Source organism: Paenibacillus sp. P4_A9, from assembly GCF_056402415.1.
This window is the reverse complement of record NZ_JBFUHL010000010.1, coordinates 120,278-134,263: the sequence shown is the minus strand read 5'-3', so window position 1 is coordinate 134,263 and position 13,986 is coordinate 120,278. Positions and strand designations below refer to the sequence as shown.

The 13,986-nt window shown below is 43.6% G+C and carries 11 protein-coding genes, 16 tRNA genes and 1 rRNA gene; 26 read left to right on the top strand and 2 right to left on the bottom strand.

What is annotated here, in order from left to right:
- The 22 genes from AC1DVJ_RS10665 to AC1DVJ_RS10560 form a co-directional block, all read left to right on the top strand.
- Nucleotides 1-237: ribosomal RNA gene (locus AC1DVJ_RS10665) — 23S ribosomal RNA — on the top strand; the annotation flags it as partial.
- Between the two features lie 82 nt (nucleotides 238-319).
- Nucleotides 320-395, top strand: a tRNA-Asn gene (locus AC1DVJ_RS10660).
- 3 nt (nucleotides 396-398) lie between these two features.
- A tRNA-Ser gene (locus tag AC1DVJ_RS10655) sits at nucleotides 399-490 on the top strand.
- A 15-nt stretch (nucleotides 491-505) separates the two neighbouring features.
- Nucleotides 506-580: transfer RNA gene (locus AC1DVJ_RS10650), tRNA-Glu, on the top strand.
- A gap of 14 nt (nucleotides 581-594) precedes the next feature.
- Nucleotides 595-667: transfer RNA gene (locus AC1DVJ_RS10645), tRNA-Val, on the top strand.
- Nucleotides 668-723: 56 nt separating this feature from the next.
- Nucleotides 724-800: transfer RNA gene (locus AC1DVJ_RS10640), tRNA-Met, on the top strand.
- 12 nt (nucleotides 801-812) lie between these two features.
- Nucleotides 813-889, top strand: a tRNA-Asp gene (locus AC1DVJ_RS10635).
- A gap of 22 nt (nucleotides 890-911) precedes the next feature.
- Nucleotides 912-987: transfer RNA gene (locus tag AC1DVJ_RS10630), tRNA-Phe, on the top strand.
- Nucleotides 988-1,003: 16 nt separating this feature from the next.
- Nucleotides 1,004-1,079 (top strand) — tRNA-Thr (locus AC1DVJ_RS10625).
- Between the two features lie 9 nt (nucleotides 1,080-1,088).
- Nucleotides 1,089-1,170 (top strand) — tRNA-Tyr (locus tag AC1DVJ_RS10620).
- A gap of 13 nt (nucleotides 1,171-1,183) precedes the next feature.
- A tRNA-Trp gene (locus tag AC1DVJ_RS10615) sits at nucleotides 1,184-1,257 on the top strand.
- A 25-nt stretch (nucleotides 1,258-1,282) separates the two neighbouring features.
- Nucleotides 1,283-1,355: transfer RNA gene (locus AC1DVJ_RS10610), tRNA-His, on the top strand.
- Between the two features lie 22 nt (nucleotides 1,356-1,377).
- A tRNA-Gln gene (locus AC1DVJ_RS10605) sits at nucleotides 1,378-1,449 on the top strand.
- An 8-nt stretch (nucleotides 1,450-1,457) separates the two neighbouring features.
- A tRNA-Gly gene (locus tag AC1DVJ_RS10600) sits at nucleotides 1,458-1,532 on the top strand.
- Between the two features lie 10 nt (nucleotides 1,533-1,542).
- Nucleotides 1,543-1,616 (top strand) — tRNA-Cys (locus AC1DVJ_RS10595).
- Between the two features lie 11 nt (nucleotides 1,617-1,627).
- A tRNA-Leu gene (locus tag AC1DVJ_RS10590) sits at nucleotides 1,628-1,716 on the top strand.
- Nucleotides 1,717-1,734: 18 nt separating this feature from the next.
- Nucleotides 1,735-1,813: transfer RNA gene (locus tag AC1DVJ_RS10585), tRNA-Leu, on the top strand.
- A 66-nt stretch (nucleotides 1,814-1,879) separates the two neighbouring features.
- On the top strand, nucleotides 1,880-3,682 hold the full coding sequence (locus AC1DVJ_RS10580) for a sensor histidine kinase (RefSeq protein ID WP_477590549.1): 1,803 nt from the start codon (nucleotides 1,880-1,882) through the stop codon (nucleotides 3,680-3,682).
- Nucleotides 3,675-4,970, top strand: coding sequence for a response regulator transcription factor (locus tag AC1DVJ_RS10575; protein WP_477590547.1), 1,296 nt, complete (start codon nucleotides 3,675-3,677; stop codon nucleotides 4,968-4,970). Before AC1DVJ_RS10580 ends, AC1DVJ_RS10575 begins: the two co-directional genes overlap by 8 nt.
- A gap of 183 nt (nucleotides 4,971-5,153) precedes the next feature.
- A complete protein-coding gene (locus AC1DVJ_RS10570; protein ID WP_477590545.1) occupies nucleotides 5,154-6,131 on the top strand; it encodes an ABC transporter permease in 978 nt (325 codons plus the stop codon).
- Nucleotides 6,132-6,177: 46 nt separating this feature from the next.
- Nucleotides 6,178-7,068, top strand: a complete 891-nt coding sequence (locus tag AC1DVJ_RS10565; protein WP_477590543.1) for a carbohydrate ABC transporter permease — start codon at nucleotides 6,178-6,180, stop codon at nucleotides 7,066-7,068.
- A 51-nt stretch (nucleotides 7,069-7,119) separates the two neighbouring features.
- Entirely contained in the window at nucleotides 7,120-8,658 is a 1,539-nt protein-coding gene (locus AC1DVJ_RS10560; RefSeq protein WP_477590542.1) for an ABC transporter substrate-binding protein, read from the top strand.
- A 79-nt stretch (nucleotides 8,659-8,737) separates the two neighbouring features.
- On the opposite strand, the gene yjcZ is transcribed toward AC1DVJ_RS10560, so the two are convergent.
- Complete coding sequence (yjcZ, locus tag AC1DVJ_RS10555) at nucleotides 8,738-8,848, bottom strand: sporulation protein YjcZ (RefSeq protein WP_477590541.1); 111 nt, start codon at nucleotides 8,846-8,848, stop codon at nucleotides 8,738-8,740.
- A 251-nt stretch (nucleotides 8,849-9,099) separates the two neighbouring features.
- Between yjcZ and AC1DVJ_RS10550 the strand changes: the two genes are divergently transcribed.
- Together AC1DVJ_RS10550 and AC1DVJ_RS10545 are read left to right on the top strand one after the other, a co-directional pair.
- Nucleotides 9,100-9,810 (top strand): class I SAM-dependent methyltransferase, encoded by a 711-nt coding sequence (locus tag AC1DVJ_RS10550; RefSeq protein ID WP_477590539.1) that lies wholly within the window; start codon nucleotides 9,100-9,102, stop codon nucleotides 9,808-9,810.
- Between the two features lie 77 nt (nucleotides 9,811-9,887).
- Nucleotides 9,888-11,102 carry an ROK family protein gene (locus AC1DVJ_RS10545; protein ID WP_477590537.1) on the top strand — a complete coding sequence of 405 codons (1,215 nt, stop codon included), beginning with the start codon at nucleotides 9,888-9,890 and terminating at the stop codon, nucleotides 11,100-11,102.
- On the opposite strand, the gene AC1DVJ_RS10540 is transcribed toward AC1DVJ_RS10545, so the two are convergent.
- Nucleotides 11,092-11,886, bottom strand: a complete 795-nt coding sequence (locus tag AC1DVJ_RS10540) for an alpha/beta fold hydrolase (protein ID WP_477590535.1) — start codon at nucleotides 11,884-11,886, stop codon at nucleotides 11,092-11,094. The genes AC1DVJ_RS10545 and AC1DVJ_RS10540 overlap by 11 nt on opposite strands.
- Before the next feature lie 184 nt (nucleotides 11,887-12,070).
- Between AC1DVJ_RS10540 and AC1DVJ_RS10535 the strand changes: the two genes are divergently transcribed.
- Both AC1DVJ_RS10535 and AC1DVJ_RS10530 read left to right on the top strand, forming a co-directional pair.
- A complete protein-coding gene (locus tag AC1DVJ_RS10535; protein ID WP_477590533.1) occupies nucleotides 12,071-12,454 on the top strand; it encodes a hypothetical protein in 384 nt (127 codons plus the stop codon).
- 170 nt (nucleotides 12,455-12,624) lie between these two features.
- Complete coding sequence (locus AC1DVJ_RS10530) at nucleotides 12,625-13,977, top strand: molybdopterin-dependent oxidoreductase (RefSeq protein ID WP_477590532.1); 1,353 nt, start codon at nucleotides 12,625-12,627, stop codon at nucleotides 13,975-13,977.
- Nucleotides 13,978-13,986 lie beyond the last annotated feature (9 nt).

Here is a 13,986-nt window from a genome sequence, read left to right as displayed (position 1 = left end):
GTACGAGAGGACCGGGATGGACGTACCGCTGGTGTACCAGTTGTCTCGCCAGAGGCATCGCTGGGTAGCTATGTACGGAGGGGATAAGCGCTGAAAGCATCTAAGCGCGAAGCCCCCCTCAAGATGAGATTTCCCAGTATGTAAGACCCCTTGTAGACGACGAGGTTGATAGGTTCGAGGTGGAAGTGCGGCAACGTATGCAGCTGACGAATACTAATCGGTCGAGGGCTTAACCAAAATTCCTAAGAGTATTACTTTACGTTGAAGTTTCGTATCTAGTTTTCAAGGAATAAATCCTTGAAAGATTCATTGTTTCTATTCCCTGATAGCTCAGTTGGTAGAGCACTCGACTGTTAATCGAGTTGTCACAGGTTCGAGTCCTGTTCGGGGAGCCATATGGAGAGGTGTCCGAGCTGGCCGAAGGAGCACGATTGGAAATCGTGTAGGCGTCACAAGCGTCTCGAGGGTTCGAATCCCTCTCTCTCCGCCAGAATTTTTTTAGTAAGGCCCGTTGGTCAAGTGGTTAAGACACCTCCCTTTCACGGAGGTAACAGGGGTTCGAGTCCCCTACGGGTCACCATTTTCAAATCCCATGGAGGCTTAGCTCAGCTGGGAGAGCATCTGCCTTACAAGCAGAGGGTCGGCGGTTCGATCCCGTCAGCCTCCATCATATTTCCTAATGTAAGACTTGATTTAATAGGAAACGTGACTTATACTTAATGACGCGGGGTGGAGCAGCCCGGTAGCTCGTCGGGCTCATAACCCGAAGGCCGCAGGTTCAAATCCTGCCCCCGCAACCAAATAATACATGTGGAGCTGTGGTGTAGTGGCCTAACATGCCTGCCTGTCACGCAGGAGACCGCGGGTTCGAATCCCGTCAGCTCCGCCATTATTATTACAACAACTAGTTAGGCTTTGTAGCTCAGTCGGTAGAGCAGAGGACTGAAAATCCTCGTGTCGGCGGTTCGATTCCGTCCAAAGCCACCATTTCTTAATTAAATATGCCGTTGTAGCTCAACTGGTAGAGCAACTGACTTGTAATCAGTAGGTTGGGGGTTCAAGTCCTCTCGACGGCACCATTGCTTTGTGGAGGCTTAGTGAAGTGGCTAAACACGGCAGACTGTAAATCTGCTCTCTTCGAGTTCGGTGGTTCGAATCCATCAGCCTCCATTTTCCTTTTTGTAGGGGCATAGTTTAAGGGTAGAACAAAGGTCTCCAAAACCTTTGGTGTGGGTTCAATTCCTGCTGCCCCTGCCAAAAATGCAAGAAACTTAATATTGTGGCGGTCGTGGCGAAGGGGTTAACGCACCGGTTTGTGGATCCGGCATTCGCGGGTTCAAGTCCCGTCGTCCGCCCATTATTACCAAAGCAACATAATGGGGATTAGCCAAGCGGTAAGGCAACGGACTTTGACTCCGTCATGCCAAGGTTCAAATCCTTGATCCCCAGTTTTATATGCGGAAGTGGCTCAGCGGTAGAGCATCGCCTTGCCAAGGCGAGGGTCGCGGGTTCGATCCCCGTCTTCCGCTCCATTATTACTAAGGCGCCATAGCCAAGTGGTAAGGCAGAGCTCTGCAAAAGCTTTACCCCCAGTTCGAATCTGGGTGGCGCCTCCACAATCTTATTAGCCGGAGTGGCGGAATCGGCAGACGCACAGGACTTAAAATCCTGCGGTAGGTGACTACCGTACCAGTTCAAGTCTGGTCTTCGGCACCATTATCTTTACAAGTTTATGCCGGCATGGCGGAATGGCAGACGCGCTCGACTCAAAATCGAGTCCGAAAGGGTGGAGGTTCGAGTCCTCTTGCCGGTATAACGAAGTAAAAGAGGAGATGAAATCTAACGATTTCATCTCCTCTTTTTGTAGTATCCGGATATCATGATTTACGCCCTAGTTTTTCTAATATTTACTGAAAGGGTGATAATAATGGGAAAATCATTGCGCTTTAAACTTGTTACTGGCTTTTTAATCATTATCATCCCACTTGTTTTTTTTCTGCTATTTAATAATTTGTATGCAATCAGCGTCGTACGAGAGCAAGTCTCTAAGACTAATAGTAATTTGCTTGCACAACATGTAAAGCAAATCGACAAAATGTTTCTTGAAACGAATAGGTACCTATATGATTTATGGAACAATGAAATTGATATCAATGAGCTTAATGATCGTGTACTCGGTACGGATGATTATTTACTCACGAAAAAACGCGTAGTCAATCGTTTTCAAACGGATCTGAATAATTTGTTCTTGATGGACAGTATCTTTCTTTTTAATGTGCATACACAGGATGTAACTTTTGTAACTAAGAAAGACTACTATCTTCAGGAGCGGTTAATCATTGAAAAAGTTCCATTGGAGATGACAAATAAGGCAAGTATGGATTCACCAATTTGGCAGCTGGTTCGATTCGAAAATCGAACATTCTTGATGAAAATTACGCGTCTAACAAGTTCGATGTTAGCAGGAGCGATCGTTAATACAGATAGCCTAGTGGGTTCATTAAACTTTTTGGATGTTGGGACAACAGGCGGATCAGTCATCATGACGAAAGATGGCGCAGTTGCCTCAGGGACGACTCTAGGAGTATCCCAATTGAATGCAGCTGTAGAAGCGGCGTCAAAGCTCAATAATGATTTTCAGATTGTTTCTGATCGGAAAGAAAACAATAAATATTTATTAATTGGCGTTCCCTCTCAAATTGCAGATATCAAATACACAGTGATGATTCCTGAAGGAAACATGCTGAAGCAACTTCCTTTTTTCCAATTAGCAATTTATTTCGTTCCTTTAGGTGGTATATTGATTCTGCTATTTTATTTGTATTTTTTAAGAAGTGTTCTATTAAAGCCGATGAATACATTGGTGCTTGGGATGAAGCGTATCATGAGAGGGGATTTCAATATCCGTTTAAATGAGAATCACTCAAGTGAATTTTCATTTCTGATCAGTACATTTAACAACATGGTTACAGAAATTTCACGGCTTAAAATAGATGTTTATGAGGAAAAAATTCGTGCTCAGGAGGCAGAATTTGGTCTGTTTCAGATGCAAATCCGACCCCACTTTTATTTGAATTCACTCAATATTATTTATAGTTTAGCAGCCATTAAGGAATATGCTTTGATTCAAAAAATGACACAACACTTAGCTGAATATTTCCGTTTTATTACCAAGACGCAGCAAGGTACCGTTACATTAGAAGCTGAAATCCGACATATTCAGAATTACTTGGAGATCCAAAAACTGAGATTCCCAAACCAATTGGTCTATGAGATTGAACTCCCGGAACGGTATCGAAATTGCATTGTGCTGCCACTAACCATTCAAACATTTATAGAGAACTGCATTATTCATGGATTTTCGAATCGACGAGAACTTTTCACGATTCGGATTATTGTGACACCCGATGAGCAGGCTCCAGATGAGTTTTTTTGGATCGAAGTGAGTGACAGTGGAGTTGGTTTTACTGAGCCTTTACTGAAAAGGCTGCAAGAAGGTCACTATGAGTATGAACTTTTTACAGAGGGCCATCTTGGTATACAAAATGTCATGAAAAGACAGCGTATTGGTTATAACGGTGCGGCAAAATTAATATTTAATAATGGACAATCTAAAGGCGCTGAAATAAAACTGGGTATTCCGTTAAGATATTCGGTTAATGAGGTGGAAGAAGATGTATAACTTATTAGTTGTGGATGATGAATTATATGCAGTTAAAGGTATAACACAAGGCATAGATTGGTCGGAGATGGACATTTCAGAAGTATTTGAAGCGTTTGATGCAGACGAAGCCAAGAGACGCTTTGCTGTATCGCCGGTTGATATTGTCATTTGTGACATTGAAATGCCTGGAAGCAACGGGTTAGAACTATTGGAATGGATTAGGGACAATTATCCGACGACAGAAACGATTTTTGTAACTGGACATGCTGATTTTAGTTATGCACGAAGTGCGATTCACTTTGGCAGCTTCGGCTATTTGTTGAAGCCAGTTGAATATGATGAGTTAAAATCAGTCGTGGGCCGTGCATTGCAAAAGCTTTCTCATGATCGGACCTATAAACAGTATTCGTTGTTATTAGAATCACATAAACCGCTTATGGAAGAAAGATTCTGGCAGGAATTATTCGTAAATCGTGTCTCTCCTTCAAGGGCAGAATTAGAGCTACTGATTGCCAAATATCAAATGAATCTGCCTTCTGATATTTCTGTTTTGCCTATTTTAGTGAGTGTAGAAATGTGGCAAAAGGACTTGACGGTTCGTGAGGAAGAAACGCTGGAGTACGCGTTGAGAAACGCAGCTTCGGAATTAATTCTAAAAGATGATCAAGGCTGTGTTATTCAGGATCGAAGYGGACATAATCTCGTTATTTTTTATCAAAGGCAAGATGAAAGTATTGATATTGATGAAATAACACTACGCTGTGAGAGCTACCTATCGGCGTGTAACCATTACTTTTATTGTCATCTGTCCTGCTATGTCGGCAATGTTTCAACATTCACGGATCTGCTCAGAACTTATGTCATGCTGTTAGAAATGGAGCGCAGCAATGTCACACAATCGAATAAAGTTTTAGCTCAATTCAATTTGTGGTCGCAACGGATTGTTACCGTTGGAACGGATCAAATCCAGGCTGAAGAAAAGGAACAAGCTAAAGTCATCCAAAAAATATATGATTATATTGATGAGCATTTGCATGATGAACTATCTAGGGAACAAATTGCCGAGCATGTGCATTTTAATGCAGCCTATTTATCCCGACTGTTTCGTAAAGAAACAAATAGCTCTTTAACGGACTACATTCTGGAGAAAAGAATGAACAAAGCTAAATTACTATTGGTCTCCACGAATATAAAGATAAGTGATATTTCCGCTTTGGTCGGCTATGGTGACATTCCTCATTTTACGAAGATGTTTAAAAGATATGTGGGTACAACTCCACAAGAATATCGGAAAAGTAAAATTTAATTATAGCTAAATGCAAAAACTCTTGGCTGCCAAAACAACCAAGAGTTTTTTATTTATGTCACAATAACACAAGTCGATATGTCACGGTTACCAATAGAGCAGGATGTCTATGCATCCTATAATAAGTACATAGAAGATACAGAAGCAAGAATTAAAGCTTGCCGGATAATAGGAGGTTTTCGTATGAGTCAGGAAGCCAGTTTATCTACAGCAGATAAACAATTAAAACAGAAGAAAGTTAAAAGAAATAGTGGACTTCATCATATTTTGCAATATAAAGCGCTTTATCTAATGTTTATGCCTGGGGTCATATTTCTTCTTATTAACAACTACATTCCAATGCTGGGCATTTCTATAGCATTTAAAAATGTGAATTATACCGATGGGATTTTAGGAAGTCCTTGGGTGGGATGGACCAATTTCAAATTCCTATTCAGCACTTCAGATGCTTGGATTATTACCCGAAATACGATGCTGTATAACGCATTGTTTATTGTTCTGAATCTTGTGTTCGGAGTCGGTTTGGCCATTATGTTTAATGAAATTAAAAATCGAATTGCAGGAAAAGTGTATCAATCCATCATCTTTTTACCTTACTTCTTATCGATGATTATTGTCGGTTATATCGTTCTCGCTTTTCTAGGAGTTGAAAATGGGTTTATCAATAGATCGATCCTGGGTCCATTAGGAATTGAACCTGTTGATTGGTATTCTGAAAATAAATATTGGCCGTATATTCTTCCCTTAGTGAATACTTGGAAAAGTGTAGGTTACTTCTCACTTATTTATCTCGCAGCGATTATCGGTTTTGATAGCGATTATTATGAAGCTTCCACCATAGATGGCGCTTCAAGATGGCACCAAATTCGCTATATCACAATCCCATTGCTGTATCCAATGATTATTATCACGACCTTACTCGCTATCGGCAGAATTTTCTATTCTGATTTCGGTCTTTTCTTCCAAGTCCCTTTGAATTCCGGTGCGATTTTTCCGACGACAAATGTTATTGACACCTACGTATATAGAACCTTTCAAACCAATGGAGATATCGGTATGTCTTCCGCTGCTGGATTCTATCAAGCCGTTGTGGGGATGGTGCTCGTATTAACGACTAACGCTCTCGTAAGAAAATATAGCAAAGAGAACGCGCTCTTTTAGAACAGAATGAACAGGCATCAACTGGGGATTTTCAGGAGGGAAACCAATGGCAAAATTTAAATTATCACAAATGGCATTACACTTGTTTTTTATCTGCGCATCATTAGCTTGTTTACTTCCGGTCATTCTAGTGATTAGCATATCTTTTTCAGATGAGACCACGGTGGTGGCCCACGGCTTTAAATTCTTCCCAGAGAAGTTCAGTTTAGATGCGTATGCATTTCTGAATAATCAATTAACCCAGGTTCTTACAGCATACGGTGTAACCGTGTTTGTAACGGTTGTTGGAACTTTGCTTAGTTTGTTACTCATTGCACTATATGCCTATCCGTTATCTAGGAAAGAATTGAAACACCGTAATAAATTTGCACTCTTCATATTTTTAACAATGATCTTTAATGGCGGTTTAGTGCCTTGGTATCTGGTTTACGTGAATTTATTGCATCTCAAGGACTCGGTCTGGGCGCTTATTCTTCCCTTGTTTCTTCAGCCGTTTTTTGTCATCATAATGCGGACGTTCTTCCAAACGACGATTCCAGATTCGATTATTGAATCCGCAACGATTGACGGTGCAGGTGAAGTGAAGATATTTTATAAAATCATTCTGCCATTATCTCTTCCGGTTCTGGCTACAATAGGACTATTTAATACCCTGAACTACTGGAATGATTGGTTCTTGAGTTTGCTCTATATTACGAAAAGCAATGGGATTAGCTTGCAATATTTAATGTACAAAACATTGCTTAACATTCAATACTTAACAACCAACGAAAATGCCGCCAGTCAATTGTCGAAAATGGGTGTGGCTGTTAATTTACCATCACAGACCTTACGGATGGCCATGGCAGTTGTTGGAATAGGACCTATTGTATTCGCTTATCCATTCTTCCAAAAGTATTTTGTTAAAGGACTTACCATTGGTGCTGTTAAAGGCTAACCCCGGGGAAATCCGGTTTAGTATATATGAAAAAAATGGGAGGGTTTACGAGTGAAAAAGAATTTAACTTTGATAAGTTTTATTTCGTTGGTAGCATTAAGTTTAGTTGCAGCAGGTTGTTCCAAGACAGAAACGACTCCATCACCAGCAGCGACGACAGCAGCAGCGACTTCCGCACCGCAAGAAACGCCTAAGGCTAAAGAACAGCCAGTTGAAATCTCTCTGATGTTCCCTGGAACACCTCAAAAAGATGTGGCATTAGTAGAAGCTGAGGCGAACAAATATCTAAAAGATAAGCTGAATGTAACCTTGAAAATTAATGCAGTAGACTGGGGTCAATGGGATAATAAACTGAACCTAATGATTGCCTCAGGCGAACCGTCTGATATTGTATTTACTGCAGCATGGCAGAGGTATGCCATAAATGTAGCAAAGGGTGCCTTTCTAGATCTTGGCCCGCTAATTGACAAAAATGCACCTGAACTCAAGAAAACGCTTGATCCATCTTTCTTTGAAGGTTCCAAAATTAATGGTAAAAACTATGGCGTTCCAACAAACAAGGAATTGGCTGCAACACGAGGTGTTATCTATCGTCAARATCTCGTTGATAAATATCAATTAGATGTATCCAAAGTAAAGACATGGGCTGATTTAGAGCCATTGTTAAAAGTAGTTAAGGAAAAAGAAGCGGATATCACACCGTTCTTCTATACGTCAACAAGTAATGGTATTTTTGATGCCATGGATTGGGACTTCTTGGGTGATTCGAATGTTCCTGGTGTTATTAGTAAAATAGGTAAATCAACAAAAATTTTAAATCAATTGGAAACGCCAGAATATCTGGAAATCATGAAGCTTACTCGTTCATTCTATAAAGCGGGCTACATCAATAAAGATGCAGCTACAAGTACGGTAACTGTTGCAGATCAAGCTAAGGCTGGCAAAGTATTCATGTGGGCAGAAGGTTTGAAACCTGGTAAGGCAGCAGAATTGGAAGGATATGTTGGTTTCAAGCTTGGACAAATTGATCTGACTGTACCGACAATTACAACAGGTGACGTTTCAGGAGCCATGCTGGCCATTTCGAAATCCTCTAAAAACCCAGATAAAGCGATGCAAGTCATTGGACTTTTACACAGTGATAAATTCTTGAACAACCTCGTTAACTATGGTATTGAAGGCAAGCATTTTGTTAAAAAATCAGACAATATTATTGATGTAGCACCAGGCATTGATCCTAAAAATCATCCGTATAACCCAGGAGCACAATGGGAGCTCGGCAATCAATTCTTGAACTATTTGATGTCCAATGAAAATCCGAAGAAATGGGAGCTGTTCAAAGAATTTAACGCTAAGGGTGTAAAATCCCCTGCGCTAGGATTCTCATTCGATGCGGAACCGGTAAAAAGTGAAGTTGCAGCAATCGTTAATATTAACAAGCAATACGAAGCTGCTATACGAACAGGTTCAGTAGACCCGGAAGCTAAAATTGCTGAGTACTTGGCAAAGCAAAAAGCAGCAGGTGTCGATAAGATTATTGCAGAAAAACAAAAACAATTTGATGCTTTCTTGGCAGCAAACAAAAAATAATTGCTTTAATATGTATAAGGAGCCAGGCTCAATGAGCCTTGGCTCCTTATTATTTTGTTCCCTAATCATATTGGACTAATTACCAAACAAAAGTCATTGTTACGATAACGAGCAAAATGAAAAGAACAAGAACAACAGCAGCAGACGAACCACCACCATAACCTGCACCAGTACCTACAGCAACACCCATTTATGTCACCCCCCATCTCTAGGAATGCTCTTCCGCAGAAGCGAATGAGAGACAATACTATCGTATGGAGAGATGTCATAATTTGATTGGGTGTTTAGCCTAAATCTAAGAGGGCGATAACCACTTTTAGGCAGGAGCCTGTTTTTGGAAAAAAAGGAGTGTGAAGTTGAACAAGTGGCAGGAGCCTTCCATATGGTAGAAAAAGAACGTAATGCCATTGCGGAGGTGTAGGGGCTATCGATTACTTGGATATGTTAGCGAAGCTCGGGATTGGAAACGCACATCCCGGAGGATTTGGAGAAACGATTGAGCAATTGAAGAATTATCCGATAGAAAAAGGGAAGCGGGTGCTGGAAGTTGGCTGTGGAACCGGAAGAACAGCCTGTTATTTGGCAGAGCAAGGTTGTGATGTCACGGCTATTGATATTCGTCCTGAGATGATCAACAAAGCCAAAATTCGAGCGGAGAAGCAAGGAGTTGAAGTGAATTTTCTGATCGGGGATGTATGTCAACTGCCTTTCGAAGCTCATACTTTTGATGTCGTGATGGTGGAATCGGTCACGAACTTCGCAGATGCACAAAAGGCCGTATCCGAGTACTATCGGGTATTAAAACCGGAAGGAAAGCTTTATGATCGAGAAGTGATTAAAGTAAAAGAGATGACAGCAGGCATCCACAGAGCACTTTGTAGTTTCTATGGCGTGAGCAAGATCTATAAGCTAGAGGAGTGGCAAGAGCTCCTGGAGAGCAACAAGTTCAGTACCGTCACCTCGACAGGCATACATCCTTTCCCACTGACGATGTTCGAAGATCAGGTCCAGCATCCAGATCCTGTTCATTTATCTGATCGACAATCGTTTATGGATCCGCGCGTATGGCAAATCACGGCTCGCTATGATGAGCTAGTTAACAAATATCATCCTTATATGGGCTATACCCTGATGATTGGTACCAAGGAGTAAGGAAACAGTAAGAAGCAGGATTTTGCTTCCTTAATGGCGAAGCATATGAGAAAGATTATCATTGGGGGCTGCTTCTTTTGAACGTAGAGGTTATATCAGAACGAATTTCGAACCGTAAAGCGAAGGAAGTATACGAGCTGATTACGCGTCAAACGACGGTTTCGAAAATAGATTTATTAGATCAAAGCGGCATGACGGTCTCGACGTTGACACGACTTTTGGAGGAGTTAACGAGTCAGGGACTCATCTTGGAATCTGGCTTTGGTGCATCTACGGGCGGGCGTAGGCCGATTTTGTATGAGAAGAATCCGGCCTATGCTTATATATTTGGCGTGGAAATTTCCAGAACATTGTCCAAGCTGGTGCTTGTTGATCTAGGAATGAATAAACTGGAGGCAAAAAGTTGGGCCATGACAGAAGTCATGACGCCAGAAGTGTTGATTCCCCTTATCGTCCAGGAAGCACAGCGAATGTTAGCTCAAAATGGCATACAAACATCACAGATGCTGGGCATTGGGATTGGTGCAGTAGGGCCTGTAGACCGATTGTCAGGCGTTATTCTGGAGCCCTCCTACTTCCCTGCGAATGGATGGAGGCATGTGGAAATCTGTAGGCGGCTGAGCGAAGCGTTACGTATCCCCGCACTGCTGGATAATGGGGCGAACACAGCGATTCTGGCGGAATCCTGGCACCAACGGACACGAAGCTTTAAGCATCTGCTATATATTCATGCAGGAGTAGGCTTGCGATCATCCATGGTATCTGAAGGCAAGGTCATCTATGGGGCTGTAGATATGGAAGGCTCTGTGGGGCAAATGATTATTCAAATGGATGGCGTTGCCCATCGCAACCAATCTGGTAATTATGGCGCATTGGAATCTTACGCTTCGCTCTATGCGATAGAAAAGGCGGCGAAAGCAGCCTTAAAGCAAGGTAGATCCACAATGCTCATACATATGGTCGAGGATCCAGAGCAGGTTACTTACATGCATATCATGGAGGCGCTCAAAAAAAATGATCCCCTGGCCGTGGAGATCGTGACAGAGGCTGCCACCTATTTCGGTATCGGCCTTGCGAATTTATTAAATATTTTGCACCCGGAGAAAGTGATTATTGGGGGGCCTTTGATTACAGGCGGGGAGTTGTTCTTCCAGACAGCAACGCAGGTTGCTATCCGCAAAACGTATTATTACCCCGCCTATCAGGTTATTTTCAGCAAAGGTCAGCTGGGTGATGAAGCGCTTGCCATTGGAGCGGCCGTGATGGTCATGGATCAGCTCGTTAAACCGTAGCTCCTTTAAGAAAAGGAATAAGCAACGCATTGAAAGCTTCAGGTTTCTCCATCGGGGTAAGGTGAGAAGCAGCTGGGATTACGTGAAAGCTAGCACCTTGGATTTGATCAGCCATTGACTTCATGACATCCGGTGGCGCAATCGCATCCTGTTCGCCAGCAATAACGAGTGTTGGCACTGCGATGGAGCTGAGCAGCGGTACCGAGTCTTCGCGGAACGCCATCGCGATGCTTGCATGGACAAGTCCTTCGGCTGGCATACTGTCCATGATCAGCTTGAGGTTATCGATGAGCTGAGGCTGCTCTTGCAGGGTGGCTGGCGTTACAAGTTTAGGCAGCATGACATCTCGGGCTGCCGCGGCGCCCTTGTCATACAGTGAGACAGCCATGTTCATTCGATTTTTCCTTCCCTCTTGTCCATCAGGCTCGGGACGTGTATTGGCAAGAATCAGCGCTGAGAAGCGTTCAGGCACGAGACGCAGTAAAGCAAACGCGACATAGCCACCCATGGAGAAGCCTCCGAGGGTGGCTTTTTCTATACCTAATCCATCCATGATGGCGAGAATGTCCTGGGCATATTGCTGTAGGGACATGGGCGTGAGCGGTAAATCAGACTGACCCATTCCCCTGAAGTCAGGAGTAAGCACGCGGTAGTGAGCTGACAACGTCTCAACTTGAGCTTGCCACATGCGATGATCCAAAGGAAAGCCATGAAGTAGGATAACTGGGGCTCCTTGTCCTTGATCTCGAACGAACAGTTCGGTTCCGTTAATGTGCTTTTTCATCAAATTTCACCCTCCAAGATCATCTTTTTTAAAAAAATAGCGAAAAAGTTATGTCTTCATACTTTCATTATGGTTAACTCATACTTACTTAACATTTCATTGCTATTCTCTGATTATACCTATTGTGATTCACCAAGAACAGGCAAAACGGAACATTCATATTGTTGAAATGGGGTTTATTGATATGACTAAAAAACCATGGTCCACCCAAGAACTGGATAAACTAATTCGCCTTTCCTCGGAGTGTCCGCCAGTTGTCATTGCTAGAGAATTATCACGTCCTGTTACATCCGTTCGCAAAAAAATGCGTGAAATGGGAGTCAGCTATGTATCGGGGGAGCAATGGAAAAAAAGTCAAATTCAATACCTGATTTCGGATGAAGGCACTTCCTACAAAAACAAACATAAGCTAACACAGGAATCGAAAGAAAATGGATTTGAATCGCCTGTTCTAGATGAGTTCTGGACAACCCTTGTGAAAATGGCTCGTGTAGCTAAAAGAAGGGGGAAACGGGTCGATGTTCTGTCGTTTATCGATACATACCGTAAGATTCGTATTGGCGGTTAATTTTACATATATCAACTATTGAAGGTTAAATCCGTTACGACGTGATTTGACCTTTTTCTTTTGGTTTGGAGAATCTAAATTTATCCATTGTTAAACCTATTTTAAGGTTATTACGTTATTATAGGTATATATATCGATATGGAACGTATTTCGTGAAGGATGTGGCGAGGGTGGAGTCAAAACGAGGCTGGCTGAAGCAGTCATTTGGAAAGCGATTAAATGCCTTACATAGCTGGAATGCTTGGATTTTATTGCTTCTGACAGTTACAGGGATCGTACTCAGTATCGGCGCGATCCGAGGGGATCTTGGAGCCTTTCGCGTGACGCTGAAGCAGCTTCACATTTATTTGGGTGTCGCCTCTGTGTTACTCATGATTCTGTATGCGCCCATGATCCGCAAGCATTGGCGCCAAATTCGCGCGCGGCGTAACCAACGCGCGAATTTGGTGTTTGTTCTGGCGCTGCTGATCGGCTGGGCCGCATCAGGCGTGATCCTGTGGCAGTTCCGGCACATGCCGCCGGCTTTGAACAACGCGGCACTCATCGTACATGACCTGCTCACCTGGGCCGGAGTGCCGTATGCCGTCTACCACGCCATCTCGCGCAGCAGATGGCTGAAGCGCCAGCAGCGGCTCGAGCAAGCCGCTGCCGCCGGCAGACCGCCAGCATCTGCGCAGGCGGTCACAGACCGTACCGTCGCCGCGAGCGCAGCAGCGGCGGATATGGCTCCCGTGGCGACAGAGGACGCCACGAGACGCTCGGCAGCGCAGGCGGTCATCGCCGCGCTGAAGGAGTCGCCGATCACACGCGCCTCGTTCCTGCGACTTGTCGCAGGACTGGTGCTTGTGATCGCGGTCGGCCCCGCCTTTTATCGCTGGATAAAAGGCGCATTCGATACCGGCGGGTCGTCGACCGCCGAATATGTGGCGAATGACGGCAACCGCATGCTGCCGCCGCCAGAGCCATTGCCCGACTCCGCCGCTGTTGTAGGCGGAGGGGCCAAAGGCAATTTCCGTATCTACACGGTGACGGAAATTCCGGCTTTTTCGTCGGAAACGTGGAAATTTGCCATCTCCGGTCTCGTGGATAAACCAAATGCGTGGAACTGGGAAGAGTTTTTGAAGATGAAACGCACTGTTCAAGTGAGTGATTTCCATTGTGTTACAGGATGGTCGGTGTACCAATGTACGTGGGAAGGTATTCCGCTGAAACAGCTGTTGGCGGCGGCTGGCGTTCAGGCCTCAGCTAAATTTGTGAAATTTTATTCCGGCGATAAAGTGTACACGGATGCACTCTCCTTAAGTCAGGCTAATGGAGACGATATTATGGTTGCTGTCTTGATGGACGGTAAGCCGATTCCGCAGCAGTTAGGTGGACCTGTGCGACTGATCGTACCCAAGATGTATGCTTATAAATCGGTGAAGTGGCTGCAAGGCATTGAGTTGATCGAGAAGGAGCACATGGGCTACTGGGAGGTCCGTGGCTACGATAATGATGCATGGGTCGGCACATCAAACGGCTAGAACTTGTCA

What these genes read in the sequence shown, in the direction of transcription:
- AC1DVJ_RS10580 (WP_477590549.1), top strand. Translation starts at nt 1,880, where the DNA reads ATGATTTACGCCCTAGTTTTTCTAATATTTACTGAAAGGGTGATAATA.
- AC1DVJ_RS10570 (WP_477590545.1), top strand. Translation starts at nt 5,154, where the DNA reads ATGAGTCAGGAAGCCAGTTTATCTACAGCAGATAAACAATTAAAACAG.
- AC1DVJ_RS10565 (WP_477590543.1), top strand. Translation starts at nt 6,178, where the DNA reads ATGGCAAAATTTAAATTATCACAAATGGCATTACACTTGTTTTTTATC.
- yjcZ (WP_477590541.1), bottom strand. Translation starts at nt 8,848, where the DNA reads ATGGGTGTTGCTGTAGGTACTGGTGCAGGTTATGGTGGTGGTTCGTCT.
- AC1DVJ_RS10550 (WP_477590539.1), top strand. Translation starts at nt 9,100, where the DNA reads ATGTTAGCGAAGCTCGGGATTGGAAACGCACATCCCGGAGGATTTGGA.
- AC1DVJ_RS10540 (WP_477590535.1), bottom strand. Translation starts at nt 11,886, where the DNA reads ATGAAAAAGCACATTAACGGAACCGAACTGTTCGTTCGAGATCAAGGA.
- AC1DVJ_RS10535 (WP_477590533.1), top strand. Translation starts at nt 12,071, where the DNA reads ATGACTAAAAAACCATGGTCCACCCAAGAACTGGATAAACTAATTCGC.